The following is a 26626-nucleotide window of genomic DNA, read 5'->3' as shown; positions in this document are numbered from 1 at the left end:
GGACTATTGTTCATCCTCGCAACCCAGTCCCTGGCGCTGGGGTTCTTCATCCACCAGGGTCTTGCCGGTACGGGCCATGATCTGTCCCTGCAAGGCCCGCAACTCACTGCCGTCCAGACGCTTGCAGCTGTTGATTTCCCAGACATCGCCGGTGGCGGTGCTCACCGAGAACAGGCCCCAGTACTCAGTGGCGCCGGCCTTGGGGTCGTTGTAGCCGAGGCTGAAGTCGAAGTACCCCGGATGCGGCGGCTGGCCGCTGTCGTCCTGCAGGTCACCATCGACAAAGACCCCGGGCTTGTTCAGTTGATAGTCCTGATGCTTCAAGGCCACCAGCAGCACTTCCTGGGCCTGCTCGCGGGTCAGGCCTGTGGCCTTGACCTCGGCCGGCTGCAGGGCGTTACCGGCGCAGGCGACGAGCGCGGCGCAGGCCAGGGGCAGGCCCAGCAACCATGAGTGGGGATTTTTTCTCAGCACGCCATGCGCCCTCTGACCGCGACGATGATCTTCGCCAGGTACTCGGCGAAACCGTTGCGACCACCGGTGGCCGCGTCGCCGCTGTTGTAGCCGCTGCGCACCAGGGCCTGGGCGAACTCCATGGGGTCGCGCTTGCTACGGACCGACGAGCCATAGCGCAAGGCGAAGGACTGGGCGCATTTCTGGAAAGAGTCGAACTTCGCCACCTTGATGCTGGCGTTGCCCTGGGGCGCCTCGGCACCGCTTTGCAGGGGCGCCGGGGCATGCAGGGAGAAGTAATTGTTGAGCTCGCGGGCAATGCGTCCGGCGCCGTACTGGCTCTCCTGGGCTGCCAGGCCGAGGATGTTTTCCACCGGCAGGTCCAGTTGATCGGCGATCGGCTGGCAAGCCGCCTTGTATTTACTGACGAAGGTGACGGCATTGGTGTTGTTACACAGTTTGGCGCTCACGATTGCTCCCTCATTTGACTGGTCGATTCCATTTGCCACAGGTGAAACATGCCGATTATAGAGCAGCATCCAGGCCTTGCCTCAGACCGGTGCGCCGACACGAATGACTGATCTCACGCAAAAAATTGACGCTTTTTTCTCGTTATACACTCTAGATTGCAAGTGATTTCTACGTGCCGCACGTCGCCCTCATGACCCGCGCCACTTTGAACAAGGACAGAGCGATGAACAGTCCTGCCAGCGAAGCAGATGAATACTTGATGATGCAGGCCGCCCATTGGTGCATACGCCTGCGCGAGGCCGATTGCAGCCTGGAGGAACGCCGGGCTTTCGAAGACTGGCTGCAGAGCGATCCCAGCCACGCGTTTGAATACGCGAAAATGCTTGAGGCCTGGGATTTTACCGGGCATCTGTCCCCTTCCCTGCCGACCTCCTGAACGGCTGACACTCACAGGTCGAAGCGATCGACGGCCCGACGCCGCTCGTTGTCGTCACGCATGTCATAGCTGGCGGTGGTCTGGATATTGGTGTGGTGCGCCAGCTTCTGGGCGATCGACAGGTCATGTTCCTCGATCACCCGGGTAATGAACGAACGGCGAAAGTCGTGGGGCATGATCCGCACGCCGACCTGGGCGCCCCGCTGGCGGGCAATGTAGTAGATGGCGTGCTTGCTGATGCGTTCACGGGTGATATGACCGCCGCGACGAATCCGGTTGAACAGAAAAACATCGTCCTCCAGGCCTTCGGGCAGGTACGAACGGCGCAGTTCCAACCAGGCCTGCAGCTTGTCGAAGGCCCAAGAGGGAGCGTACTTGATCAGTTGCTTGTTGCCCTTGGCCAGCACCTGCAGGCTGCGCTGGGCGAAGTCCACCTGGGCCAGGTCCAGGTTCACCGATTCGGACTTGCGCATGCCCGAGCCGTACAGCACCGCAATGATGGCCGCGTCGCGCACGCCCTGGGGACGCGGATCGGCGGCACACACCGCCATCAGTTCCTGGATCAGGCCGCGCTTGAGATTGCGCCCCCGGGACAGGCGTGTACCGCCCATGGCCTTGACCGAGCGCATTTTCAGCAGGTGATCCTGGCTGATCAGGCTGCTGCGCCAGGCTTCGTTCATCACTCCGCGCAGGGCATTGACGTACAGCGACGAGGTGCTCGGGGCATAGCCGTCACGGCGCAACGTGGCCACCAGGGCGGTCACCTGTTCGGGTTGCAGTTGGTGCCAGGGGATGTCCTCGAGGTTGAGTTCGTCATACCCCAGGCGGTCGGCGGCGTCCTGCAGCACGTAACGCAGGGTCGACTGGCTGGAGGGCGCCAAACGGGCCAGGTACAGGCGCAACGGGTTGGCAATGGCAGTACAGGGTTGATGTTGCTGGCTATTCATCGGTACTCCAGCCCCCAGGTTGCACCCGGTGACACCCGGAGCAAGCCGAAAAGAACAAGCTTGGCAGTCCCTTTAACAGTCGCTGCAGAACAGCTAAAACAGTCGCTGCCAGGGGATTGATTCACAACGATATAAACAAACTGAACAGCAGCTGTCTGGCCCGCAGAAAAACGGACTTTTGCCCTATTTTTCATATTCGTTTCACATTTTTCCGCTTAATCTCAGCCACCAACACGCCACCTGCCAAACGCAGTGTTTTCTCAGGTTGCCAAGATAACATCTTGATCCGCATTTACTTTTAACAAACATCGTCTTTACTCAAACGCTGCATGGATCGCCACCCCGGCCCAATAACTGGATGAGCCTTGATGACTGCATGACCTCCCCCGCTTTTCCTGAACCGTTCGTTCACGCGCAACACCCCGTATTTCCGGCATCAGCTAAACCCGAGGTAACCATGAACCAGGCTTTCCTTCCCTTCTCGCGTCCGAGTATTGGCGACGAAGAGATAGCTGCAGTGGAGCAGGTTCTGCGCTCCGGCTGGATCACCACCGGCCCGAAAAACCAGGAACTGGAACAGCAATTCGCCGACCGCGTCGGTGCTCGCCATGCCGTGGCCCTGTCCTCGGCCACCGGCGCCATGCACATCACCCTGCTGGCCCTGGGCATTGGCCCCGGCGACGAAGTGATCACCCCGTCCCAGACCTGGGTCTCCACGGCCAACATGATCTGCCTGCTGGGGGCTACCCCGGTATTCGTCGATGTCGACCCCGACACCCTGATGAGCGACACGGCCACCATCGAAGCGGCCATCACGCCACGAACCAAGGCCATCATTCCGGTGCACTACGCCGGCGCCGCCTTCGACCTGGACCCGCTGTACGTCCTGGCGGAGAAGCACGGTATCCCGGTGATCGAAGATGCCGCCCACGCCGCCGGCACCGTCTATCGCGGCCGGGCCATCGGTGCCCAGGGCACGGCGATCTTTTCCTTCCACGCCATCAAGAACATGACCTGCGCCGAAGGTGCGATGTTCGTCAGCGACGACCAGGCCCTGGCCGACCGGGTGCGCATGCTCAAGTTCCACGGTCTGGGCGTGGACGCCTACGATCGCCTGACCCACGGCCGCAAGCCCCAGGCCCAAGTGATCGAACCCGGATTCAAGTACAACCTGGGGGACATCAACGCGGCCATCGCCTTGGTGCAGTTGCAGCGCCTGGACCAAATCAACGCCCGGCGCGAAGTGCTGGCCAAGGCTTACCTGGAACGCCTCAAAGGTCTGCCGGTGCAGCCCCTGCACCTGCCCCAGTACCCGCAGCAGCACGCCTGGCACCTGTTCATCCTGCGTATCGACGCCGAACGCTGCGGCCTGGACCGTGAAGCCTTCATGAAGGGCCTGCAGGAACAGAACATCGGCACCGGCATCCACTTCATCGCCACTCACCTGCATACCTATTACCGACAGCGCTTCCCCGATGTGCGGCTACCGCACACCGAATGGAACTCGGCGCGTCTATGCTCGATTCCACTGTTCCCGGACATGACCCTCGACGATGTCGAACGGGTCTCCGGTGCCATTGCCAACCTCCTGGACTGAAGCCTTTGAAACCTTATCCAATCCAGTTCGTGTCGATCGTCATTCCGGTCTACAACGAAGAACAGAGCTTGCCCGAGCTGCTGCGGCGTACCGAAGCGGCCTGCCGCGAGCTCAAGCACGAGTTTGAAATCGTCCTGGTGGACGACGGCAGCCGCGACGAGTCGGCGAACATCCTGCAAGAAGCCGCCGAACGCGAAGGCAGCCCGGTAGTGGCGGTGATCCTCAACCGCAACTACGGTCAGCACGCGGCGATCATGGCCGGCTTCGAGCAGTGCCGCGGCGATGTGGTCATCACCCTCGACGCCGACCTGCAGAACCCGCCGGAAGAAATCCCGCGCCTGGTAGCCCAGGCCGAGCTCGGCTATGACGTGGTCGGCACCGTGCGCAACAACCGCCAGGACTCGGCGTTCCGCCGCTGGCCGTCAAAACTGATCAACCTGGCCGTGCAGCGCTCCACCGGCGTCGCCATGAGCGACTACGGCTGCATGCTGCGAGCCTATCGGCGCACCATCATCGACGCGATGCTGGCCTGCACCGAGCGCAGCACCTTTATCCCGATCCTGGCCAACAGCTTCGCCCGGCACACCACCGAGGTGCTGGTGGAGCACGCCGAGCGCGAGCACGGCGACTCCAAGTACAGCCCGATGCGCCTGATCAATCTGATGTTCGATCTGATCACCTGCATGACCACCACCCCCCTGCGGCTGCTGAGCATCATCGGCTTCGGCATGGCCGGCCTCGGCGCGTTGTTCGCCCTGATGCTGATCGTCCTGCGGCTGATCTTCGGCGCCACCTGGGCCGGCGACGGCACCTTCGTGCTGTTCGCGGTGCTGTTCGTGTTCACCGGTGGCCAGTTCATCGGCATGGGTTTGCTGGGTGAATACCTGGGACGCATGTACAGCGACGTACGGGCCCGCCCGCGCTTCTTCATCGAAAAAGTCTTGCGCAGCCAGCCAGCGGCCCCGGCCCCTGCTGTGACTGTCGACGGTTTATCTTCCACTCATACTGATCAGGTTTCGCCATGAGCAATAAAGCTGTTGTCTTCGCCTACCACGATATTGGCTGTGCAGGCATCGAAGCCCTGCTCAATGCAGGTTATGAGATCGCTGCGGTCTTCACCCATGCCGACGACCCCAAGGAAAACACCTTCTACGGGTCCGTCGCCCAGCTGTGTGCACGCAAGGGCATTGCCGTGCACGCCCCGGAAGATGCCAACCACCCACTGTGGATCGAGCGCATCAGCAAGCTCGACCCGGACTATCTGTTCTCCTTCTACTACCGCAACCTGCTGAGCGAACCCCTGCTGGCCACCGCTCGCAAGGGCGCGTTCAACCTGCACGGCTCCCTGCTGCCGCACTACCGTGGTCGCGCACCGGCCAACTGGGTACTGGTCAAGGGCGAAACCGAGACCGGCGTGACCCTGCATCGCATGGTCAAGCGCGCCGATGCCGGCGCCATCATTGCCCAGGAACGCGTCGCCATCGAGCGCAGCGACACCGCGCTGAGCCTGCACCACAAACTGCGTGACGCCGCTGCCAGCCTGCTGCGCGACACCCTGCCGGCACTGGCCCAGGGCAAGATCACCGAGACCGCACAGGACGAATCCAAGGCCAGCTACTTCGGTCGTCGTACCGCCGCGGACGGCAAGCTGGAGTGGAAACGCCCGGCCGAAGAGCTGTTCAACCTGGTACGCGCAGTGACCCAGCCTTACCCGGGCGCTTTCTGCGCCGTCGGCGAGCACAAGCTGATCGTCTGGAGCGCCGAAGTTGCAAAAGGCAACGAAGGCCAGGCCCCGGGCCGGGTCATCAGTGTCGACCCGCTGCGCATCGCCTGTGGCGAAGACTCCCTGGTGATCACCTCCGGCCAGCGCAACGCCAACGGCCTGTACCTGGGCGGCCCGCAACTGGCCAACGAACTGGGCCTGGTGGACGGTTCCCTGCTGCGCGGTGCCGAGTCCGGGCGCAAGCCACGTCGCACCCGCGTGCTGATCCTCGGCGTCAACGGCTTTATCGGTAACCACCTGTCCGAGCGCCTGCTGCGCGACGACAAGTACGACGTCTACGGCCTGGACATCGGCTCCGACGCCATCGAGCGCCTGCGCAGCCATCCGAACTTCCACTTCGTCGAAGGCGATATCAGCATCCACTCCGAGTGGATCGAATATCACATCAAGAAGTGCGACGTGGTCCTGCCGCTGGTGGCCATCGCCACCCCGATCGAATACACCCGCAACCCACTGCGCGTGTTCGAGCTGGACTTCGAAGAGAACCTCAAGCTGGTTCGCTACTGCGTCAAATACAACAAACGCGTGATCTTCCCGTCGACCTCGGAAGTCTATGGCATGTGCCAGGACAAGAACTTCGACGAAGACACTTCCAACCTGATCGTCGGCCCGATCAACAAGCAACGCTGGATCTACTCGGTTTCCAAGCAGCTGCTGGACCGGGTGATCTGGGCCTACGGTGCCAAGGGCCTGAACTTCACCTTGTTCCGTCCGTTCAACTGGATGGGTCCGCGCCTGGACCGTCTGGACTCGGCCCGTATCGGCAGCTCCCGGGCCATTACCCAACTGATCCTCAACCTGGTGGAAGGCACGCCGATCCGTCTGTTCGACGGTGGCGAGCAGAAGCGTTGCTTCACTGACATCGCCGACGGCATCGAAGCCCTGGCACGCATCGTCGACAACGACAACGACTGCTGCAACGGCCAGATCATCAACATCGGCAACCCGGACAACGAAGCCAGCATTCGTCAGTTGGGCGAAGAGCTGCTGCGTCAATTCGAAGCTCACCCGCTGCGCAGCAACTTCCCGCCGTTCGCCGGTTTCCGCGACGTCGAAAGCAAGGCCTTCTACGGTGCCGGCTACCAGGACGTGGAACACCGCAAGCCCAGCATCGACAACGCCAAGCGCCTGCTGAACTGGGAGCCGACCGTGGAGATGAGCGAAACCATCGGCAACACCCTGGACTTCTTCCTACGTGAAGCCATGCTGGAAATCGCCGATCGTTCCAAAGAAGAAGCTCGCTGATGCAGGCAGGTCTGCGCATTGATGTCGATACCTACCGCGGCACCCGGGAGGGGGTGCCACGGCTGCTCGAATCGCTGGACGAAGCCGGGGTCAAGGCCACGTTCTTCTTCAGCGTTGGGCCGGACAACATGGGGCGCCACCTGTGGCGCCTGATCCGTCCGCAGTTCCTCTGGAAAATGCTGCGCTCCAATGCCGCGGGCCTGTACGGCTGGGACATACTCCTGGCCGGCACTGCCTGGCCGGGTAAACCCATTGGCCGGGACCTGGGGCATCTGATGCGCCAGACCCTGGCCGCCGGCCATGAAGTCGGCCTGCACGCCTGGGATCACCACGGCTGGCAGGCCAACACCGGGCGCTGGAGTCAGGCACAGTTGATCGAACAGATCCGCCGTGGCGTCGACAGCCTCAACGATATTCTCGGGCAAGCGGTGAGCTGCTCGGCGTCCGCCGGTTGGCGCGCCGACGAACGCGTCATCGAAGCCAAACAACAATTCGGCTTTCGCTACAACAGCGACTGCCGCGGCCAGAGCCTGTTCCAGCCGCGACTGGCGGATGGCAGCCTGGGCGCCCCACAGATTCCGGTGGACCTGCCGACCTTCGACGAAGTGGTCGGGCCGGTGGTGACCGCCAAGGATTTCAATCGCTACATCCTCGACCGGTTCAGCCCGGACAAGCTCAACGTCTACACCGTGCATGCAGAAGTAGAAGGGATTCTCATGGCCAACGATTTCCGCCAGCTGCTGGCCAGTGCCAAGCAGCGCGACATCCATTTCCAGCCCTTGGGCGAAATGCTCCCGACGGACCTTTCCAGCCTGCCTGCAGGCAAAGTCGTGCGTGGTGTGCTGGAAGGCCGTGAAGGCTGGCTGGGAGTGCAAGGCGCATGACCAGACGTTGGGCCCTGCCGCTGCTGCTGATCGCTTTCGGTCTGTTCTACCTGTTGCCCATGGCCACCCACGGCCTGTGGATTCCCGATGAAACCCGCTACGCGCAGATCAGCCAGGAAATGCTCCTCGGCGGTAAATGGGCGTCGCCGCACTTCATGGGCATTCGCTATTTCGAAAAACCCGTGGCCGGCTACTGGATGATCGCCATCGGCCAGGCGCTGTTTGGCGACAACCTGTTTGGCGTGCGCGTGGCTTCGGCCCTGAGCACCGGCCTCAGCGTGGTCCTGGCCTATCTGCTGGCCCGACGCCTGTGGAACGATCCGCGCAAGAGCCTGGCCAGCGCCCTGCTCTACATGAGCTTTACCGTGGTGGCGCTGCAAGCCGGCTACGCCAACCTCGATCCGCAGTTTACCTTCTGGGTCAACCTGAGCCTGGTGGCGCTGTGGTTCACCTTCGACTGCCAGACCCGGCGCGGACAGATCGGCGCCTGGGTACTGCTGGGCCTGGCCTGCGGCATGGGCTTCATGACCAAGGGCTTTCTCGCCTGGCTGCTGCCGGTGCTGGTGGCCCTGCCCTACGCGGTGTGGCAGAAGCGCCTGCGCTCGCTGCTGATTTACGGCGGCCTCGGCGTGCTGGTGGCGATTCTGGTCAGCCTGCCCTGGGCTCTGGCAGTGCACGCCCAGGAACCGGACTACTGGCGGTTCTTCTTCTGGCACGAGCACATCCGCCGCTTTGCCGGTGAAGACGCGCAGCACGCCTCCCCCTGGTGGTACTACCTGCCGTTGCTGGTGGGCTTCTGCGTGCCCTGGGTGCTGCTGTTGCCGGCCAGCCTGAAGCAGGCCTGGGAACAACGACGGCTGAACAGCAGCGGCTTCCTGCTGCTGTGGCTGGTGCTGCCCCTGGCCTTCTTCAGCCTGAGCAAAGGCAAGCTGCCGGCCTACATTCTTCCCTGCCTGCTGCCCCTGGCCCTGCTGATGGGCCACACCCTGATGGACCGTCTGGCCGCCGGCAAGACCCGGATCGTCAGCCTCAATGGTGTGCTCAATCTGCTGGCGGGCCTGGTGGCCCTGCTGGCCCTGGTGTACTTCCAGTTGAAGAAGCCGGTGTATGTGGACGAACCCCAGCATTTGGTCTTGGTTTACGTCTTGTTGCTGGGCTGGATCATCAGCAACCTGTTGCAGGCCATGCGCCCCTTGAGCCTGTGGGCCGCCCCGGCCCTGGGCAGCTTCCTGCTGGTGGCCCTGGCCCCGGCGGCGCTGCCGAACAAGGTGGTCTACAACAAGATTCCCGACCAGTTCATCATCGATCACGTGGCCGAGCTGGGCCAGGCCAAGGCCCTGCTGAGCAACGACCTGGGCGCGGCTTCCGCGCTGGCCTGGCGTCTGCGCCGCCCTGACGTGACCCTGTACAACACCGAGGGCGAAGTGAAATACGGCCTGGGCTATGAAGACAGCGTCGCGCGCAAGGTCGACCTGAATCAGGTCCAGCCGTGGATCGCCCAAGCCCGCAAGCAGGGTTCGGTGGGCGTGGTGATGCGGGTCAAGAGCAGCGACGAGGAACATGAAGTCGAGCTGCTGCCCAAGGATGCCAAGCGCTACGAGCAAGGCAATATCGTGATCTTCATCATTCCCCAGAGTCAGCCATGAGCCTGCTGTTGCTATTGCTGGCCTGCGGGCTGACCTGCCTGGGCCAGGTGGCGCAGAAATTCGCCGTGGAAAGCTGGCGTGACCAACCTTCCGGTGCCCTGCAAAAACTGCGTTCCGGCTGGCTGTGGCTGGCCCTGTTCAGTCTCGGCCTGGGCCTGCTGGTGTGGCTCCTGGTGTTGCAACGCATGGAGGTGGGCGTGGCCTACCCGATGCTCAGCCTGAATTTCGTGTTCATCACCCTGATTGCACGCTTCGTCTTCCATGAGCCCATCGACCGCCGCCATTGGCTCGGTGTCGCCCTGGTGATTGGCGGCGTGCTGCTGTTGAGTCGCCACGCATGAGCCGGGTCAAGGGCTTTGCCTTCGCCCTGGGCAGTGTGGCCCTGGTCAGCGGCGCCCAGCTGGGCATGCGCTGGAGCATGACCCGCCTGCCCGCCCCGGATCAGTGGCTGACGGCGCTGAGTGCCGGCAGCGTCGACCTGGCGGCTCTGGCGGTGGTGGTTGCGGCGATCGGCGCTTACGCCTTGTCGATGCTCTGCTGGCTGCTGGCGCTACGCGATCTGCCCCTGGGCCGGGCCTACTCGCTGCTGAGCATCAGCTACGCGCTGGTCTACCTGCTGGCCGCCAGCCTGCCGCTGTTCAACGAACCCTTCACGCTTTCCAAAAGCCTTGGAGTGGCCTTGGTCATCCTCGGCGTGATCACCATCAACTCTCGATCTGCACCCGCGACAAGTCCCAGGAATACCCCATGAAAATCAGCGTATTTGGAAGTGGTTACGTCGGCCTTGTACAAGCCGCCGTGTTGGCTGAAGTCGGCCACGATGTCATCTGCATGGACATCGACGAGCAAAAGGTCAAGCAACTGCAACAGGGACATGTGAGCATCTTCGAACCCGGGCTTGCCAGCCTGGTGAAGGAAAACCTCGAAGCCAAGCGCCTGCAATTCACCAGCGACGAAAAGCTCGCGGTGCAACACGGCCAGGTGCTGTTCATCGCCGTGGGCACGCCTTCCAGCGAAGACGGTTCGGCGGACCTGCGCTACGTGCTGTCGGTGGGCGACGCCGTAGCCCGCCACCGCCAGCAACCGGTGATTCTGGTGGAGAAGTCCACCGTTCCAGTGGGCACCGGCGACACCCTGAAGGCGCACATTGAAAAAGCCCTGGAAGGCCGCGCCCTGGAATTCGACATAGTGTCCAACCCGGAATTCCTCAAGGAAGGCTCGGCGGTCAGCGACTGCCGTCGCCCGGACCGGATCGTCATCGGCTGCGAGCGCGAAGCGGTGCAGGATGTGATGCGCGATCTCTACGCGCCGTTCAACCGCAACCACGACCGCATCATGTTCATGGACCTGCGTAGCGCCGAGCTGACCAAGTACGCGGCCAACTGCATGCTGGCCACCAAGATCAGCTTCATCAACCAGATCGCCGAGCTGGCCGAGCACCTGGGGGCCGACATCGAATCGGTACGCTTGGGCATCGGCGCCGACTCGCGGATCGGCTATCACTTCATCTACCCGGGCTGCGGCTACGGTGGCTCGTGCTTCCCCAAAGACATGCGCGCGCTGATCCACAGCGCCGAGCAAGCCCACTGCTCCAGCGACCTGTTGCAAGCGGTGGAAGCCATCAACGAGCGGCAGAAACACAAGCTGTTCGAGCGCATCAAGGCCTTCTACAAAGGTGACCTCAAAGGCAAGATCTTTGCCCTCTGGGGCCTGGCGTTCAAGCCCAACACCGATGACATGCGCGACGCCCCGAGCCGGGTGCTGCTGGACGCGCTGTTTGCCGCCGGCGCTGAAGTCCGAGCCTTCGACCCGGAAGCGATGCAGGAAACCCAACGTCTGTACCCGGACGAGTCGCGCCTGATGCTCATGGGCACGCCGGAATCGGTACTCACCGGCGCCGACGCCCTGATCATCTGCACCGAGTGGCAGCAGTTCAAGGCCCCGGATTTCGACCTGATCCAACAGCGGCTCAAGGCCCCGGTGATCTTCGACGGACGCAACCTGTACGACGCCGAGCGCCTGGCCCGCAACGGGTTCACTTACTTCCCGATCGGTCGCGGTGAATCGCGCCACCTGCCGATTCCTTACCAGCAGTGGTCCACCGAGGCTTGAATGAACCCGCACTCCAGCTCCCCTTCGAACACATTACTTTGGCAATCGTTGGGGCTGGGGCTGCTGGCCTTGCTGCTGTTCTGCGCCGGCACCGGCCACGATTCGGCCATCGGTTTCGACTCGCGCTTCGTGCTCTTCGCCAAGGAAATGCTGCGCCATGGGCCGGGGTTCTTCCCCACCACCTATGGCCAGCCCTACGCTGACTACTCCAGCGCCTCGACCCTGCTGGTGTGGCTGCTCTCCCTGCCCACCGGGCAGGTCAGCAGCTTCAGCGCCTGGCTGCCGACGGCCATTGCTTCGGCGCTGATCGTCAGCCTGATCTATCGCCTGCTGGCGCCCTACTCCCGCACCTGGGCCCTGCTCAGCGTCGCTTTACTGCTGCTGAGCAATACCTTTATCAGCGAAACCCGTGCCGTCTCCCTGGACCAGATGCTTGCCGCGGTGTCCCTGGCGGTGTTCTACCTCGGCTATGCCCACGACCACTTCGGAGCCCGCCGGCACCTGGGCTGGATCTTCCTGCTGCTGGTGCTGGGCTTTGCCATTCGCGGACCCATCGGCCTGGTGATTCCCACCGGCATGCTGTGCAGCTACTACTTGCTCAACGGCCAATGGCGGCGGCTGTTCAGCGTCGGTTTGGGCGCACTGTTGCTGCTGGTGGCCTGCGTAGGCCTGCTACTGTGGCTGGCCAAGCTCAGCGGTGGCCAGGCCTTTGTCGACGATGTGATCCGCATGCAGTTCATGGGGCGCATGGACGGCAGCGAAGGCTCCAGCGATGTCTTCTATTACTTCACCAGCTCCCTGGGCAACTACGCCCTGGCCTATCCCCTGGCGATCCTCGCCTGGGTCGCGGTGCTGCTGAGTCGCCCCACGGAACAGGGCCCAGCCCTGAAACTGCTGCGCCTGTGCACCGCTGCCGGGTTGATCGTGATGATCGGCCTGTCGATTCCCCAGGCGAAGAAAGCCCGCTACTTGCTGCCGATGTTGCCCATGGCGGCGATCATCGCGGCGTATCCGTTCCAGGCCGGCCGCGGGCGGGTCATGGGCTGGCTGCGGGTGTTGATCCAGGGCCTGTGGTTGCTGCTGCCGGGGTTGCTGATGGTGGGGCTGCTGGTATTGCGCCGCAAGTTCCCCGAACAACTCACGGCACTCACGCCCATGCTGCTGATCCTCGGCCTGCTGCAGGCGGTGTCCCTGGGATTGCTGTTCAAGCGCCAGTGGCGCGCCGTGGGTCTGGCCTACAGCGCGGTGCTGGCGGTCTGGGCCTGTTACATCGGGGTGTTCGAACCGGTGGAGCACCGGCTCTATGACACTCAGGCGTTCAGTCGCGATGCCATGCAATTGATCGATGCCGATCCGGCGCCGGTGATCCTGCACCGCATGGGCAAGGACGCCAAGGCGATCAAGTTCATGGTCAACCTGGATCGGGACCTGCAGCCACAGTTCACCGATCAGGCTACCGCCCTGGCACAAGTGCCGGCCCCGGCCTGGGTGATACTTGACCAGAGCGACCTGCCCAGCCTGCAAGGCACGCCACTGGCCGGGTTGAAACCGGTGCTGAGCGGGCGTTTCGACAAGAATGACTTTGTGCTCCTGCACCTGCCCAAGGCCACTCAGGCACAACCCTGAAAGCGTTGCGCAGCCCCTGCCGCCTCCTTACACTCGCGCCCATGACTATTCAGATTCGCCGGGCGCGAGTGGCCGATGCGGCCTTCCTCCCCGCCATTGAAACCTCGGCTGCGGAACTGTTTCGCAGTGATCCGCAACTGGCCTGGCTGGCAGACGCCGAAGTGGCCGATGCCCAGAGCCAGCGCGAGAACATCCAGCACCACCCGGTCTGGGTTGCAGTGACAGTGGACGGCGACCGCTGTGCCTTTCTCAACGCCCAGATCTGTGACCGGGAACTGCATGTCTGGGAGATTTCCGTCGCCAGCGGCCACCAGGGCCAAGGCATCGGCAAGCGCCTGTTGCAGGCGGCACGGCAATACGCCGAGGAGCAGCAGCTTGAAGCCCTGACCCTGAGCACCTTCCGCGAACTGGCCTGGAACGAACCCTTCTACCAGCGCCAGGGCTTTGTCACCCTCGAACCGGCACAGCTTGGCCCGCGGTTGCGCCAGGTCCTGGCCGATGAAACACAGCACGGCCTGCCCGCACCACGCCGCTGCGCCATGCGCCTGAGCGTGTAAAAAGCGCACCGCCACCGCTGGCTATGGAACTGGCTGCAGAAGCTGGCTGTAGGAGCTGGCTTGCCAGCGAAAGCGCCCTCAAGACCAGCTACCCAATTCGCCCCCCCCCTTTGCCGGCAAGCCGGCTCCTACGCGGGGCGCAATACCTCAAAATAAATGCACTTAAACAGCATTATTATGAATTTGTCAGCTACACGAATGCTCGGCACACTGTGCCCGTTCCTCCCCCAAATGTTGGAACGTTCAAGGGCTTTCTGGCGATCCAGACAAGCCCTTCTTTTTGCCCGTCGTTTAGCCCTGGACCGTTCTTGCCGATGTTTACCCGCTGGAAACCCGCCGCCATCAATACCCGCCCCCTGGAATGGAGCCGCGCCGCTGTCGGCATGGCCCTGGGCACCCTGTTCAGTGTCTGGCTCTGCGCCCAGGTGTTCGGCATGCCAGTGGCGCTGCACCTGATCGGCCCGCTGGGGGCTTCGGCGGTGTTGTTGTTTGCCGTGTCTTCCGGCGCCCTGGCCCAACCCTGGTCGATCCTGGGCGGCTACCTGTGCGCCGGGGTCGTGGCCTTGCTGGTGGCCCATGTCCTGGGCCGGACCCTGGGCAGCGCCTGCCTTGCGGCGGGCGTGGCCCTGGTGCTGATGTGCTGGTTGCGTTGCCTGCATCCCCCGGCCGGTGCTCTGGCCCTGACCCTGGTGCTGGCGGACCCGGCCAGCGCGGCCCTGGAGTGGCGAGAACTGGGTCCGGTGATGCTCGCAGCGGCCAGCCTGTTGGCCAGTGCCCTGCTCTACAACAACCTGACGCGAATTCGCTACCCCAAGGGCCCGAGCGAAGCTCCGGTAATGCTGCCCTCGGCGGCCCCCGCCGACAGCCTGGCGATCACCGCCGAAGACCTGAAGCGGGCGTTGGCGGAGATGGAAGAGTTCTTTGATGTCACCCCTGAAGACCTCGAGCAACTGATCCACGCCAGCGAAGCCCACGCCCGCCGGCGCAGTATTGGCCAAGTCCTGTCCTCACGCCCCTGATACCGCCTCAACCCTCTCCCTTTGCTGGCGCGGGCGGCCCAGCGAAGACAGCCTCAGAAGCGGCGCAAGATTCAATGGCCTGTTCGCCGGCAAGCCGGCTCCTGCAAGGGCATCGCCGGTATTGCGCCAGCGAAGGCACTCTCAAGCGCAACGCAAGATTCAAGTCAGCCGGTTCAAACCATCGGTGACCAGCGCTGGGACCAATCGTGGTCGCACTCGATCACCTCGCGCAGCACCGCGAACGCCTGCTGCAACACTGCTGTATCCCGGTCCCGGGCATACAGCAGATAGGTGGGAAAACTGAATTCCGGAGCCTTTTCCACCCGTTCCAGCACCCCGCTGTCCAGGTAGCTCTGCACCACCCGGGTGCGGAAATAGCCGCTGCCACCGGCATCGAGGATGAACTGCAGCGCCAGGGGCCCAAGGTTGAAACCCACCGCGGCCTTGGCCTGCTCCGGCAATGCGGCGTCGTGCTGACGGCGAAAATCATCGCCCCAGTCGATGTACACATAAGGCTCCGGACGACCGGCCAGGCGGACCTGAATCAGTTTTTCCTCCAGCAGTTGCTCCACCTGCAATCCCGCGCAATACAGCGGCTGGAACACCAGCGCCGCGTCCAGCACGCCCAACTCCAGTTGCCGCTGCAGGCTCGCGCCTTCGGCGATCTGGGTGCGCACCGCATGGTTGGGCAGCGCCTGGCGCAGGCCTCGCACCCAATTGAGCATCAGCGGGTTGCACAGGCTCAGTTCGCCACCGATGTGCAGCACATTGCGGTAACCCGCCAGCAGCGGCAGGTCGCGCTGGGCGGCCTCCCAGGTCTGCACCAGCTGATTGGCATAGGCGATGAAGGCCTCGCCATCGGCGGTAGGTCGAGCGCCGGCGCGGTTGCGTATCAGCAGCTTGCAGTTGAGCTGGCCTTCCAGGTTCTGCACCCGTGCGCTGATGGCGGTCTGGGTCAGGTGCAGGCGCTCGGCGGCGGCAATCAGGCTGCCACTGCGGACGATTTCCAGGAAGGTGCGGGCCAGATCGATGTCCATGGTGCCTCGCCGGCAAAAAATTCGAGCGCCATTGTAGCGGCGCTCGCCCCGCTGTGCCCCTAGGCCGCGGACATTTGCCGGGCCGGCACCGCCAGGCTCACGGCCCGCACCGAGGCACCGGCTGTGAGCCCCAGAGCCTTGGCGCTCTGCGCGCTGACAATCAGCGTGCCGGCCGCCACCCGTGCCGGCGCGGCGCTGATGCGGCAGTCGGCGAACTGGCGGTTGTGAATCAGATAGGCTTCGGCCTGGTCTCCTGGAGTGCCGATGCTCAGTTGCAAGATCTGGCTGTCGCGCACCGCACGGATCTCCCCGGTGGCGCATTCGATCAGCGGCCCGCCGTCGAAGATATCGATGTAATCCTTGAAGCCGAAGCCTTCAGCCTTGAGCATGCCCAGGGCCGGCTCGGTGTTGGGGTGCACTCGCCCGATCACCGCTCGGGCCGACTCTGGCAGCAGGCAAGTGGGCAGCGGGAATTTGGGCATCAGCTCAGCGATGAAGGTCTTGTTGCCAAGGCCAGTGAGGTAGTCGGCATCGGCGAAGTCCATCTTGAAGAAGTGCCGCCCCAGTCCTTCCCAGAACGGCGACACGCCTTGCTCATCCGAATAGCCGCGCATCTCGGCGATCACCTTGTCGCCGAAATGCTCGCGGAACTCGGCCAGGAACAGGAAGCGTGCCTTGGACAGCAGCCGGCCGTTGAGCCCCTGACGGTGATCGGCATGCAGAAACAGCGAGCACAGCTCCGATTGACCGGTCATGTCGTTGCCGAGAAACAGGGTCGGCAGTTGCTGATTGATACCCAGGTTCTTCGAGGCGGCGACAAACAGCCCCAGACGATAGTTGTACCAGGGCTCGCGCAGGCCCACGGCGCCGGCCAGGGCACAGATGCCCACCACTTCGCCCTGGGGCGTCTGCAGCACGAACAAGTAGTCGGCATCGGCGCGGGACGCCTGCCCGGCGAACGTCTGCTCGGCCCACTGCAGGCGTGAACGCAAGCGCCCGGCGTCGGCGGGCAAGGTCGTGAGGCCGGCGCCGGCGCTGTGGGCCAGGGCCAGCAGGGCCGGCAGATCGGCCTGGGTGGCGGGACGGACAATCATCGCGAATGCTCCAGCTGAGGTTGACGTTCGGGCAGGTAGATTTCCGCCAGCATGCAGCGGGCGCTGCCGCCGCCGATGCGTTCAATGGTGTCGATGTTGACGGGCAAGGGTTGCACATGGCGCTCGATCAGCTGGCGCTGCTGGGCGTCCAGGGAGCGCCAGGCAGTGCGGGACATCACCAGTAGCGGTTCACCGGCACGGTTGTGCACTTCCAGCATATTGCCGGCGAAGGACTCCAGCTGGGCCCAGGTCAAGGGCAGCACCTGTTTGCCGCTGCTTTCCAGACGCTGGCGCAGAGCGGCACGCTCTTGCGCAACGTCCAGTGACTGCAGGCAAGCCACTGCCAAGCGGCTGCCGACGCTCATCATCACGTTGGTGTGGTAGATCGGCACCCCATGCCGGTCCCGAGCATGAAAGGCGCACAGCTCGTAGCCCAGGTGGTCCACCCACTGATCCAGGGCCCGGGCGTGGGTGCGGCTCGAATAGCCGGCGTAGCAGATCCGCTGCTGGCGATCGAGGACCATGCTGCCGGTGCCTTCGAGGAAGGTTTGCTCTTGCTCCAGGGGCGTCAGGTCCAGGGTGCGGGCCACCTGATAGTGCTCATGCAGATGAGCCAGCACGCCTTTGAAGCGCTCCAGGCGGCGATTGCGGCCTTGCATCGGGTACAGCACCAGTGTGCCGTCCGGATGGCTGCTCCAGCAGTTGTTGGGGAAGATCGAATCCGGAGTATGGGGCGCGGCACCGTCCTCGTGGACCAGCACCTGGACTCCCTGCTCGCGCAGGGCTGCGACGTAACCGTCGAACTCCTCCAGGGCCTGGGCCTGGACGTCTTCGGCAAGGCCGGCCGGATGCTGGAAGCTGTTGTTGCCTGCGGTGTCCTGATTGAACGAGAAGCGCGTGGGACGAATCATCAAAAGGCTATGGGTGGTCTGCATGGGGCACGCAATCAATGAGGTTTCAGAGGTGCTCATTGTGGTTTTGTACGCGGGCAAAACCCGGCTGATCCCAAGGGCTGCACGGCAGGAAACGGCTGAAAGCGGCGGGTTGCTCAGCCGATTCCGCCAGCCCCCAACACCGCCCTCGAGGATCAGCGCACCAGGCACGTAGGAGCTGGCTTGCCAGCGAAGACGGTCTTAAGGGTGGTGCAAGGCTTGCGGGCCCTTTCGCCGGTAAGCCGGCTACAGGAGTGCGACGGTTATTCCATGCCGGTCTTGACCATGGCCAGCTCGGGATGGCTGACCAGTTTGTCGATGTGCAGGTCCGGGTCGTCGAACCAGACTTCGGTCAGCACCCGGTAATGCTCCATGTCCCGGCAACGCATGCGCAGGCTGTAGTCGAAGGCGCCGCTGATCAGACGGCACTCCAGGACCTGGGGGCAGCCCCGGACTTTGGCTTCGAAGGCTTTCTGCGCCGCGCGCCCGCTCTGGTTGGACAGGGCTACCAGCACCAGCAGCGACAGGCCCGGGGTGAGTTTCTTTTCGTCGAGGATCGCGCCGTAACCACGGATGACCCCGAGCTGCTCCAGCTTGCGCACCCGTTCCAGGCAGGGCCTGGGCGTCAGGTGCACGCGCTCGGAGAGTTTCTGGTAGGTGATGCGCCCTTCGTGGCGCAGCACCTCGATGATCGCCTGGTCGATTCGATCAAGCACGATCGACAAGTCGCGGATGTCCGCCATGGATGCCTTCCCTCACTTCAAACGGCCGGATAGAAACTGCTGCAAACGTTCACTCTGGGGCTGGTCGAGGATCGCCGCGCTACCCTGCTCCTCGACTCGCCCTTGATGCAAGAACACCACCTGGCTCGACACCTGCCGGGCAAAACCCATTTCGTGGGTGACCATGAGCATGGTCCGCCCTTCTTCCGCCAGGGCCTGGATCACCTTGAGCACCTCCCCTACCAGCTCCGGGTCCAGGGCCGAGGTCGGCTCGTCGAACAGCAGGATCTGGGGCTCCACCGCCAGGGCCCGGGCAATCGCCACCCGTTGCTGCTGGCCACCGGACAGAAACGCCGGATATTGCTCGGCCACCCGCTGCGGCAAACCCACCTTGTCCAGGTAGGCCCGGGCGCTGGCCTCGGCGTCCTTGCGGCTGCTGCCCAGCACCCGGCACGGCGCCAGCATGATGTTTTCCAGCACGCTCAAGTGGCTCCACAGGTTGAAGTGCTGGAACACCATGGCCAGGCGCGTGCGCAAGCGCTGCAACTGGGCCGGGCTGGCCACCTGCATGCCCCCGGGAGCCTCCCGGGTGACCACGGCTTCGCCATCCAGAGTAAAGGCCCCGGCGTCGGCCCGCTCGAGGAAATTGATGCAACGCAGCATGGTGCTCTTACCCGAGCCACTGGCGCCGATCATGCTGACCACGTCACCGGCCCGGGCTGTCAACGAGACGCCCTTGAGCACCTCGTTGTCACCAAATCGCTTGTAGAGATTTTCAACGGTCAACTTGTACATCGGACACTCCTGGAGCGTCGCCACGGTCGACGACACTCTGGACAGATAAATGGGGATGAATGCACTCAGTGGGCAGGGCCGAGAAAGCTCAGCCAGCGCCGCTCCGCCAGGCGGAATGCGCCCACCAGGCCGAAGGACAGACCCAGGTACAGCAGCCCGGCGATGCCAAAGGCCTGGAAGGTCAGGAAAGTCGCGGCATTGGCGTCCCGAGCCACCTTGAGGATGTCCGGGATGGTCGCGGTGAAGGCCACGGAGGTGGCGTGCAGCATGAGGATCACCTCATTGCTGTAATACGGCAGCGCCCGGCGCAGGGCTGAAGGCAGGATCAGCCGCCAGTACAGGCGCCAGCCACTCAGGCCGTAGGCATGGGCCGCCTCGATCTCGCCGTAGGGGATGCTGCGGATAGCCCCGGCGAAGATTTCCACGGTGTAGGCGCAGGTATTCAGGGTGAACGCCAGCAAGGTGCAGTTCATGGCATCGCGGAAGAAGGCTTCCAGCAGCGGTTGCTCGCGTATGGCGGCAAGGCCGTAAAGACCGCTGTAGCAGATCAGCAGCTGGATATACAAAGGCGTGCCGCGAAACACATAGGTGAACAACTGCACCGGCCAACGCACCAGAGCCCAGTGGGAGGTGCGCATGATCGCCAGGGGCAGCGACAGGACAAAGCCCATGGCCAGGCTCGCCACCAGCAACCACAGGGTCATGGCCAGGCCGGTCAGGCTTTCACCGTCACTGAACAGAAAGGGACGCCAGTATTCCTGGATCAGTTCGATCATCGCGACAGCCCTCGCACGCCTTGGTTGTAACGTCGCTCCAACAGCCGCAGCAACTGGTTCGAAGCGCTGGTGATCAGCAGGTACAAAGCGGCTGCCAAGAGCAGGAAATCCAGCATGTTGAAGGTGCTCTTGCCGGCTTCCTGGGCCACCTTGACCAGGTCCGAAAGGCCGATGATCGACACCAGCGCAGTGGCCTTGAGCAGCACCAGCCAGTTATTGCCCAGGCTGGGCAAGGCAAAGCGCATCATCTGCGGGAAGACCACGAAGCGGAACCGCTGCCAGCGATTGAGGCCAAAGGCCGCCGCCGCTTCCTGCTGGCCTCGGGGCACGCTGAGAATCGCCCCGCGAAAGGTCTCGGTGAAATAGGCGCCGTAGATGAAGCCCAGGGTGATGATCCCGGCGACAAAGGGGTCGATCTCCATATAGGGCCAGTCCAGCAGTTCGGTCAGGGCGGTGAGCCAGCCCTGCAGGCTGTAGAAGATCAGCAGCATCAGCACCAGGTCCGGCACCCCGCGAATCAGGGTGGTGTAGCAGGTCGCCGGCAGGTTCAGCAGGCGCAGTGGCGAGAGCTTGGCCGCCGCGCCCAGCAACCCCAGGGCCATGCTCACCAGGAGCGCCAGGGCCGAGAGTTTCAGGGTCACCCAGGTGCCGTGTAGCAGCAGCGGGCCGTAGCCTTGCAGGACCGTCAGGTCCAGGCCAAAAAGAGTCGTCGAGGTATTCACGCCATTCACCTTGCAGGCGCCGCAGCCCGGCCCGGGACCGCCCACGCAAGTCCCGGGACCGGCCAGGGGCAATCAGTTATTGTAGAGGTCGAGGTCGCCGAAGTGTTTGCGCTGGATCTGGGCGTAGATGCCCTTCTCATGCAGGGCCTTGATGGCACCATTGAGCATGGCCTTGAGTTCGTCCTGGTCCTTGCGCAGGCCGATGGCGATCTCCGAGGGCACCAGGGGGTCGCTGATCCCGGCGCTGTTCTCGAAATCCGCGCCTTGTGGCGATGCGAGGAAACTCATCTGTGCCTGCAGCTTGTCCTGGATCGAGGCGTCCAGGCGCCCATAGACCAGATCGGCGTAGACCTGATCCTGATTCTGGTAGGCCCGCAGCTTGACCCCTGCCGGCCCCAGCTTGGCCCTGGCGTAAGTCTCCTGGATGGTGCCTTGCATATAGCCCAGGGTCTTGCCTTTGAGGGACTCGCCGGTTGGCTCAAGACCTGCGCCCTTGCGGGTGACGATGGCGGTGGGCCCGGCATACAGGCGATCGCTGAAGTCGATCTGCTTGCGCCGTGCATCGGTGACAGTCATGGACGACTCAATGGCGTCGAACTTGCCGGCCTTGAGTGCCGGAATCAGGCCATCGAAGTCGTTACTGATCCAGACGCACTTGAGCTTCAGTTCAGCGCAGATGGCATTGCCCAGATCGACGCCAAACCCCTGCACGCCGCCATCGGCGGTAGTGGATTCAAAGGGCGGGTAGCTTGGATTGACACCGAAACGCAGTTCTTTCCACTCTTTGGCACTGGCGCCCATGGAAACGCACGCGATTGCCAGTAACGGCACGGCCAGCCATTGTTTAGTCATCTTCAGAGTCCCGGATTATTTGGATTTATAGCGGTCCGACGAACAAGCCGGACCCCACTTGTGACAGGGGCAGAGAGTGTGTGCGGGGTCACCGCAGTCGGTTTCTTGTTGTGATTGAACAAGCTCGGCGCGCAGAGCCGGACCTGTACCTGATTGCCGCGGTCTACGCTGCAACGGAGCGCCAGAATGCCAACAGCCACGCCCACCCAGGTGTCGTAAGGGGCTCCTGAAACAGCCGGGATCGGCTGATCACGGCTATTTCACAGCCGATTCTGTCGTCAACGCTCTAAGCCAAGGGCCAGAGCGCCGACGCGAGATCGATAGAGGCTTTTTCAACATGCAAAAATGCACAGCCAACCTGCAGTTTTCGGGGTTGTACTGGGCAAAATTGCACTGTTACGATCCGCCGATGCTCGCGCGCGAGCCTCATATAAAAAACAATAAAAGCAGGGAGTTAGTGATGACAGCTCAGGTTTCATCCCAGGCGACACAGGACCTCGACGCCACCCCCGACGAAGTGCTGGTCGAGGTGCGCAACCACATCGGTCACCTGACCCTCAACCGCCCCGCCGGTCTCAATGCCATCACCCTGTCGATGGTGCGTACCTTGCAGCAGCAACTGGACACCTGGGCCCAGGACCCGCTGATCCACGCGGTGGTGCTGCGCGGCGCCGGTGAAAAGGCCTTCTGCGCCGGCGGCGATATCCGCTCGCTGTACGACAGCTACCAGAGCGGCAATACCCTGCACGAGGACTTCTTCGTCGAGGAGTACGCCCTGGACCTGACGATCCACCATTACCGCAAGCCGGTGCTGGCCCTGATGGACGGCTTTGTCCTCGGCGGCGGCATGGGCCTGGTGCAAGGCGCCGACCTGCGAGTGGTCACCGAGCGAAGCCGCCTGGCGATGCCGGAAGTGGCCATCGGTTACTTCCCGGATGTGGGCGGCAGCTACTTCCTCTCACGGATTCCCGGCGAGCTGGGCATCTACCTCGGCGTCAGCGGCGTGCAGATCCGCGCCGCCGATGCCCTGTACTGCGGCCTCGCGGACTGGCACCTGGAGAGCGACAAACTGAGCCTGCTGGACCAGCGTCTGGATCGCCTGCACTGGAGCGACTCACCGCTCAAGGACCTGCAGGGCCTGCTGGCCAAGCTGGCGGTACAGTCATTGCCCGATGCGCCCCTGCAAGCCTTGCGCCCGGCCATCGACCACTTCTTCGCCCTGCCGGACATGGCCAGCATCGTCGAGCAGTTGCGCAGCGTGACGGTTGCCGACAGCCACGAGTGGGCCAAGACCACCGCTGACCTGCTGCAAAGCCGCTCGCCCCTGGCCATGGCCGTGACCCTGCAGATGCTGCGCCACGGCCGCCAGTTGAGCCTGGAACAATGCTTCGCCCTGGAGCTGCATCTGGACCGTCAATGGTTCGAGCGTGGTGACCTGATGGAAGGCGTACGCGCCCTGATCATCGACAAAGACAAGACCCCCCGCTGGAATCCGCCGACCCTGGCAGCCCTTGAGGCTGAACGGGTAGCGAGCTTCTTCAGCGGTTTCGACGGCAGCGGGAGCTGAACTCATGCACGACATCGAATTGACCGAAGAACAAGTCATGATCCGCGACATGGCCCGGGATTTTGCCCGGGGCGAAATCGCGCCCCATGCCCAGGCCTGGGAAAAGGCCGGCTGGATCGACGACACCCTGGTGCGCAAGATGGGCGAACTGGGATTGTTGGGCATGGTGGTTCCCGAAGAATGGGGTGGCAGCTACCTGGACTACGTGGCCTACGCCCTGGCGGTGGAGGAGATCTCTGCCGGTGACGGCGCTACCGGGGCCCTGATGAGCATCCACAACTCGGTGGGCTGCGGGCCAATCCTCAACTACGGCAGCGAGGAGCAGAAGCATGCGTGGCTGCCGCGACTGGCCAGCGGCGAAGCCATCGGCTGCTTCTGCCTGACCGAACCCCAGGCCGGCTCGGAAGCCCACAACCTGCGCACCCGCGCCGAACTGCGGGACGGCCAGTGGGTGATCAACGGCGCCAAGCAGTTCGTCAGCAACGGCAAGCGTGCACAACTGGCCATCGTCTTTGCGGTGACCGACCCGGAACTGGGCAAGAAAGGCCTGTCGGCGTTCCTGGTGCCCACCGACACCCCGGGTTTTATCGTCGACCGCACCGAACACAAGATGGGCATCCGCGCCTCGGATACCTGCGCCGTGACCCTCAACCAATGCACGATCCCCGAAGCCAACCTGCTGGGCGAACGTGGCAAGGGCCTGGCCATTGCCCTGTCCAACCTCGAAGGCGGACGCATCGGCATTGCCGCCCAGGCCCTGGGCATCGCCCGTGCGGCTTTCGAAGCGGCCCTGGCCTACGCCCGGGAACGGGTGCAGTTCGACAAACCGATCATCGAGCACCAGAGCATCGCCAACCTGCTGGCCGACATGCACACCCGGCTCAATGCCGCGCGCTTGCTGATCCTGCATGCCGCGCGCCTGCGCAGCGCCGGCCAGCCGTGCCTGTCCGAAGCCTCCCAGGCCAAGCTGTTCGCTTCGGAGATGGCCGAAAAGGTCTGCTCCTCGGCGATGCAGATTCATGGTGGCTATGGGTATCTGGAGGACTATCCGGTGGAGCGCTACTACCGTGACGCACGGATTACCCAGATCTACGAAGGCTCGAGCGAGATCCAGCGCCTGCTGATTGCCCGAGAGCTGAAGCATTATCAGCTCTAGGCACCAGCGCCGCCCACAAAAAAATCGCAGCCCAGGCTGCGATTTTTTATGGCGGCTCCCCGTAGGAGCCGGCTTGCCGGCGAAGAGGCCCTTGAGCGTGGTATCGCCCTGGCGGACGCCTTCGCTGGCAAGCCAGCTCCTACACAAGCCAGCCCCTTCGCAAACCGCTTTCTACAACCGGCGGTACTGGACTTGCCGTCAGCGCCGGTGATCTACGGCTGCAAGTTCACCCCAAAGTGCTGACTGCCAAGGGGCTTTTTACCGGGGGTTAGTGCTAGAGATCATCCATCCAATTGTCCTTAGGTCTCAGTTCAGCCAGAAACTCTTCCAGCGCATAGTCCTCTCCCGCGATCGGCATGAGTGGGGACGCTGAAGCCACAGAGGCTGGTTTTTCAGGGGTACTGTCGTCACTGCTGGCGGTCTGTGGCATCAACCTCACGCCAAAATACTGATTAGCCGGTTTTTCTCCCGGAGTCGGCGAGGTGATGGCAATAATCGTCGCCTGGTCTTGACGGCGCATGGGCATGACCACGCTGGTATCGGCATTCAGGTAACTGGCCATGGTGGCCAAGGCAATCCCCACGAAGGGCGACGCCGAACCGGTATCACCCAGGCGTTGGGTCAGGTCGTAGCCTTCGCGGGAATCGAGCAGGTCCAGGGAGCTGCGGGCAGCAGTCAGAGCAGGAAGCAACTCGGCCAATGGCGTGCTGTTCAGGCCGCCGTCGTAGAACACCCGGGCCGGTGCTGGTGTAACTGTGTCAGTGGCTTTTTTCCAGCCAGCAGCCAGTTGAGCGGTCAAGGCTTCGCGCTTGAGACGCTCGCCGTTGTCCGGGCGCTGCAGGGAAACCGTGACCGGACGATGAATCCTGGCCAGCACCGGCAAGGCGTCCCACTGTTCAAAAGCGCGCTCGGTCCAGGGTTGCGGGATGAACGCCGAAGGTTGGAACTCCACCGCCGGTTTACGCCAGCCCCAACCGGTGAATTCAGGATCGATCTTGTTCTTGTTGACCTTGGTGAAGGGGGCGTAATAGCGCAACCATTCGACACGTTCGGGGCGGCCGACAACCAGGGCGACCATGGCGTCGGTTAACTTGTCAGGCTGGCGTGGGCCCGCGACAGCCCCTAGCGACTTCAAAGAAACATCTCTGCTCGATAGAGCGCCAGCCATGCTTATTCCCTCATTGACATACACCAAAAGTGCAGGAAGATCGGGGCTACTCTCGAATATCTGGAACAGCGACTCCATCATTCCCTCAGGCGTGTCATTACAGATAATGCCATCCTGAAAACTACGAATACGGTGCCAATGCAATCCTGCGGGTGTTCGCATGTCATTGACCATGACAGACAAGCTGCGACGAGTTCTTTCGGGCGTAAAGCGAAGGTTCGGGGTTTTAGGATTCCAACTTCGAACCACAGTGATGGTAGGAATCGGCCACTTCTCCAGAAAGTCCCTTAACCCCAGTTCCAATGCATCCGTTTCCCGTTTGTCATAGGCCATATTCTTGTCATCAGCAGTCTGGGGATACTGCTTCGGGTCCGTAGGCAGAACACTGCCTACGTGCAGTGACTCCGTCTGTTTTGTACTCTGCTCTTGCAATGCTTGCCAAATCTGCCCCTGACGGAAAACATCCAGACTTACACCGAGGCTGAGCACATCTAGAGTTTCCAATTGCGGCGATGTAGTGGGGGCACGGTAACGAGGTTCAACAGTCATGGTGGTAGCCTTCCTGGCTGAGGTATAGGCCGTCACGGCCGTGGCCGGACTGGCAAAGCAACGGATAGATGTCAACTCGGGTTCAGCAGCCAGAGTCAAGTGACTGGTCAGTAGCAGGCTGGAAAGAGACCAGTACGTAAGCACGCGGCGCATCAGACGGTCTCTCCAAAGCTGACGGGGATTCCCGCTTTGCGTCCCGCCAGAGACTGGGTAGCTACCAGAGAAGGCATTTTGTCCTTGACGGTAGTTGGTAATGCACCGCTTATTCGGTACGTTACTGTTGAGTTAATCAGCTCGCGATTACTACTCTCCTCTTGAAGATAGAGTGCCTCCACATCTTCGTCTGGAAGGTCAATATCCACATCTTCCTCACTGTAGATATCCCCTCTAGTTCTCTCCCAATCCAACCGCCAATCCGCCACCCGACACAAATACGCATAAAACGTCACATCATCCACGCTCTCCCCCGCCCCTATCGCC

The 26626-nt window shown here is 62.8% G+C and carries 27 protein-coding genes; 14 read left to right on the top strand and 13 right to left on the bottom strand.

What is annotated here, in order from left to right; translation table 11 throughout:
* Positions 1-3 precede the first annotated feature (3 nt).
* Both FW796_RS19645 and FW796_RS19640 read right to left on the bottom strand, forming a co-directional pair.
* Entirely contained in the window at positions 4-474 is a 471-nt protein-coding gene (locus FW796_RS19645; RefSeq protein WP_346633027.1) for a hypothetical protein, read from the bottom strand.
* Positions 468-923 (bottom strand): glucosaminidase domain-containing protein, encoded by a 456-nt coding sequence (locus FW796_RS19640; RefSeq protein ID WP_346633028.1) that lies wholly within the window; start codon positions 921-923, stop codon positions 468-470. Before FW796_RS19640 ends, FW796_RS19645 begins: the two co-directional genes overlap by 7 nt.
* A gap of 224 nt (positions 924-1147) precedes the next feature.
* Between FW796_RS19640 and FW796_RS19635 the strand changes: the two genes are divergently transcribed.
* Positions 1148-1360 (top strand): FecR/PupR family sigma factor regulator, encoded by a 213-nt coding sequence (locus FW796_RS19635; protein WP_346633029.1) that lies wholly within the window; start codon positions 1148-1150, stop codon positions 1358-1360.
* Positions 1361-1371: 11 nt separating this feature from the next.
* Here FW796_RS19635 and FW796_RS19630 read toward each other — a convergent pair whose 3' ends face one another.
* Entirely contained in the window at positions 1372-2307 is a 936-nt protein-coding gene (locus FW796_RS19630; RefSeq protein ID WP_346633030.1) for a site-specific integrase, read from the bottom strand.
* A gap of 457 nt (positions 2308-2764) precedes the next feature.
* On the opposite strand from FW796_RS19630, the gene arnB reads away from it, so the two are divergent.
* The 11 genes from arnB (at position 2765) to FW796_RS19575 (ending at position 14776) form a co-directional block, all read left to right on the top strand.
* The gene (arnB, locus tag FW796_RS19625; protein ID WP_446439841.1) at positions 2765-3904 is read left to right on the top strand and encodes a UDP-4-amino-4-deoxy-L-arabinose aminotransferase; all 1140 of its coding nucleotides are present in this window, start codon (positions 2765-2767) and stop codon (positions 3902-3904) included.
* 5 nt (positions 3905-3909) lie between these two features.
* A complete protein-coding gene (gene arnC / locus FW796_RS19620) occupies positions 3910-4929 on the top strand; it encodes an undecaprenyl-phosphate 4-deoxy-4-formamido-L-arabinose transferase (protein WP_346633032.1) in 1020 nt (339 codons plus the stop codon).
* Positions 4926-6932 (top strand): bifunctional UDP-4-amino-4-deoxy-L-arabinose formyltransferase/UDP-glucuronic acid oxidase ArnA, encoded by a 2007-nt coding sequence (gene arnA, locus FW796_RS19615; protein WP_346633033.1) that lies wholly within the window; start codon positions 4926-4928, stop codon positions 6930-6932. The genes arnC and arnA overlap by 4 nt, the downstream gene beginning before the upstream one ends.
* Positions 6932-7816, top strand: coding sequence for a 4-deoxy-4-formamido-L-arabinose-phosphoundecaprenol deformylase (arnD, locus tag FW796_RS19610; RefSeq protein WP_446439840.1), 885 nt, complete (start codon positions 6932-6934; stop codon positions 7814-7816). Before arnA ends, arnD begins: the two co-directional genes overlap by 1 nt.
* Positions 7813-9462 (top strand): lipid IV(A) 4-amino-4-deoxy-L-arabinosyltransferase, encoded by a 1650-nt coding sequence (gene arnT, locus FW796_RS19605; RefSeq protein WP_346633035.1) that lies wholly within the window; start codon positions 7813-7815, stop codon positions 9460-9462. Before arnD ends, arnT begins: the two co-directional genes overlap by 4 nt.
* Positions 9459-9803, top strand: coding sequence for a 4-amino-4-deoxy-L-arabinose-phosphoundecaprenol flippase subunit ArnE (gene arnE, locus FW796_RS19600; protein ID WP_092314836.1), 345 nt, complete (start codon positions 9459-9461; stop codon positions 9801-9803). The genes arnT and arnE overlap by 4 nt, the downstream gene beginning before the upstream one ends.
* Positions 9800-10213: a 4-amino-4-deoxy-L-arabinose-phosphoundecaprenol flippase subunit ArnF gene (gene arnF, locus FW796_RS19595; protein ID WP_346633037.1), complete on the top strand. Its 414-nt coding sequence runs from the start codon at positions 9800-9802 to the stop codon at positions 10211-10213. Before arnE ends, arnF begins: the two co-directional genes overlap by 4 nt.
* Positions 10210-11574 (top strand): UDP-glucose dehydrogenase family protein, encoded by a 1365-nt coding sequence (locus FW796_RS19590; RefSeq protein ID WP_446439839.1) that lies wholly within the window; start codon positions 10210-10212, stop codon positions 11572-11574. The genes arnF and FW796_RS19590 overlap by 4 nt, the downstream gene beginning before the upstream one ends.
* On the top strand, positions 11575-13200 hold the full coding sequence (locus FW796_RS19585; RefSeq protein WP_446439838.1) for an ArnT family glycosyltransferase: 1626 nt from the start codon (positions 11575-11577) through the stop codon (positions 13198-13200).
* Between the two features lie 41 nt (positions 13201-13241).
* Complete coding sequence (locus tag FW796_RS19580; protein WP_404936878.1) at positions 13242-13757, top strand: GNAT family N-acetyltransferase; 516 nt, start codon at positions 13242-13244, stop codon at positions 13755-13757.
* A 314-nt stretch (positions 13758-14071) separates the two neighbouring features.
* Positions 14072-14776, top strand: a complete 705-nt coding sequence (locus tag FW796_RS19575; protein WP_404940016.1) for an HPP family protein — start codon at positions 14072-14074, stop codon at positions 14774-14776.
* Positions 14777-14949: 173 nt separating this feature from the next.
* Here FW796_RS19575 and FW796_RS19570 read toward each other — a convergent pair whose 3' ends face one another.
* The 8 genes from FW796_RS19570 to FW796_RS19535 all read right to left on the bottom strand — a co-directional run bounded on the left by FW796_RS19570 (position 14950) and on the right by FW796_RS19535 (position 21706).
* Entirely contained in the window at positions 14950-15813 is an 864-nt protein-coding gene (locus FW796_RS19570; RefSeq protein ID WP_346633041.1) for a LysR family transcriptional regulator, read from the bottom strand.
* A gap of 59 nt (positions 15814-15872) precedes the next feature.
* Complete coding sequence (astA, locus tag FW796_RS19565) at positions 15873-16907, bottom strand: arginine N-succinyltransferase (RefSeq protein ID WP_404936879.1); 1035 nt, start codon at positions 16905-16907, stop codon at positions 15873-15875.
* On the bottom strand, positions 16904-17842 hold the full coding sequence (gene ctlX, locus FW796_RS19560; protein WP_404936880.1) for a citrulline utilization hydrolase CtlX: 939 nt from the start codon (positions 17840-17842) through the stop codon (positions 16904-16906). Before ctlX ends, astA begins: the two co-directional genes overlap by 4 nt.
* 260 nt (positions 17843-18102) lie before the next feature.
* Positions 18103-18582: an Lrp/AsnC family transcriptional regulator gene (locus FW796_RS19555; RefSeq protein ID WP_346633044.1), complete on the bottom strand. Its 480-nt coding sequence runs from the start codon at positions 18580-18582 to the stop codon at positions 18103-18105.
* Between the two features lie 12 nt (positions 18583-18594).
* Positions 18595-19356, bottom strand: a complete 762-nt coding sequence (locus FW796_RS19550) for an ABC transporter ATP-binding protein (RefSeq protein WP_446439837.1) — start codon at positions 19354-19356, stop codon at positions 18595-18597.
* A 65-nt stretch (positions 19357-19421) separates the two neighbouring features.
* Positions 19422-20132 (bottom strand): ABC transporter permease, encoded by a 711-nt coding sequence (locus FW796_RS19545; RefSeq protein ID WP_446439836.1) that lies wholly within the window; start codon positions 20130-20132, stop codon positions 19422-19424.
* Positions 20129-20854 (bottom strand): ABC transporter permease, encoded by a 726-nt coding sequence (locus FW796_RS19540; RefSeq protein ID WP_346633047.1) that lies wholly within the window; start codon positions 20852-20854, stop codon positions 20129-20131. The genes FW796_RS19545 and FW796_RS19540 overlap by 4 nt, the downstream gene beginning before the upstream one ends.
* A 72-nt stretch (positions 20855-20926) precedes the next feature.
* A complete protein-coding gene (locus FW796_RS19535) occupies positions 20927-21706 on the bottom strand; it encodes a transporter substrate-binding domain-containing protein (RefSeq protein WP_446439835.1) in 780 nt (259 codons plus the stop codon).
* A gap of 460 nt (positions 21707-22166) precedes the next feature.
* Here FW796_RS19535 and FW796_RS19530 point away from each other — a divergent pair, with 460 nt between their 5' ends.
* On the top strand, positions 22167-23273 hold the full coding sequence (locus tag FW796_RS19530; RefSeq protein ID WP_346633049.1) for an enoyl-CoA hydratase/isomerase family protein: 1107 nt from the start codon (positions 22167-22169) through the stop codon (positions 23271-23273).
* A 4-nt stretch (positions 23274-23277) separates the two neighbouring features.
* Positions 23278-24429, top strand: a complete 1152-nt coding sequence (locus FW796_RS19525; RefSeq protein WP_404936883.1) for an acyl-CoA dehydrogenase family protein — start codon at positions 23278-23280, stop codon at positions 24427-24429.
* Between the two features lie 274 nt (positions 24430-24703).
* Here FW796_RS19525 and FW796_RS19520 read toward each other — a convergent pair whose 3' ends face one another.
* Positions 24704-26299 (bottom strand): type VI lipase adapter Tla3 domain-containing protein, encoded by a 1596-nt coding sequence (locus FW796_RS19520; protein ID WP_446439834.1) that lies wholly within the window; start codon positions 26297-26299, stop codon positions 24704-24706.
* The coding region (locus tag FW796_RS19515) for an effector protein Tle3 domain-containing protein (RefSeq protein WP_446439833.1) at positions 26299-26626 on the bottom strand (328 nt) is incomplete at its 5' end. The genes FW796_RS19515 and FW796_RS19520, both read right to left, overlap by 1 nt.

Source organism: Pseudomonas sp. 910_21, from assembly GCF_052850735.1.
The sequence above is the reverse complement of the archived record's forward strand: the minus strand, read 5'-3'. Positions and strand labels throughout refer to the sequence as shown.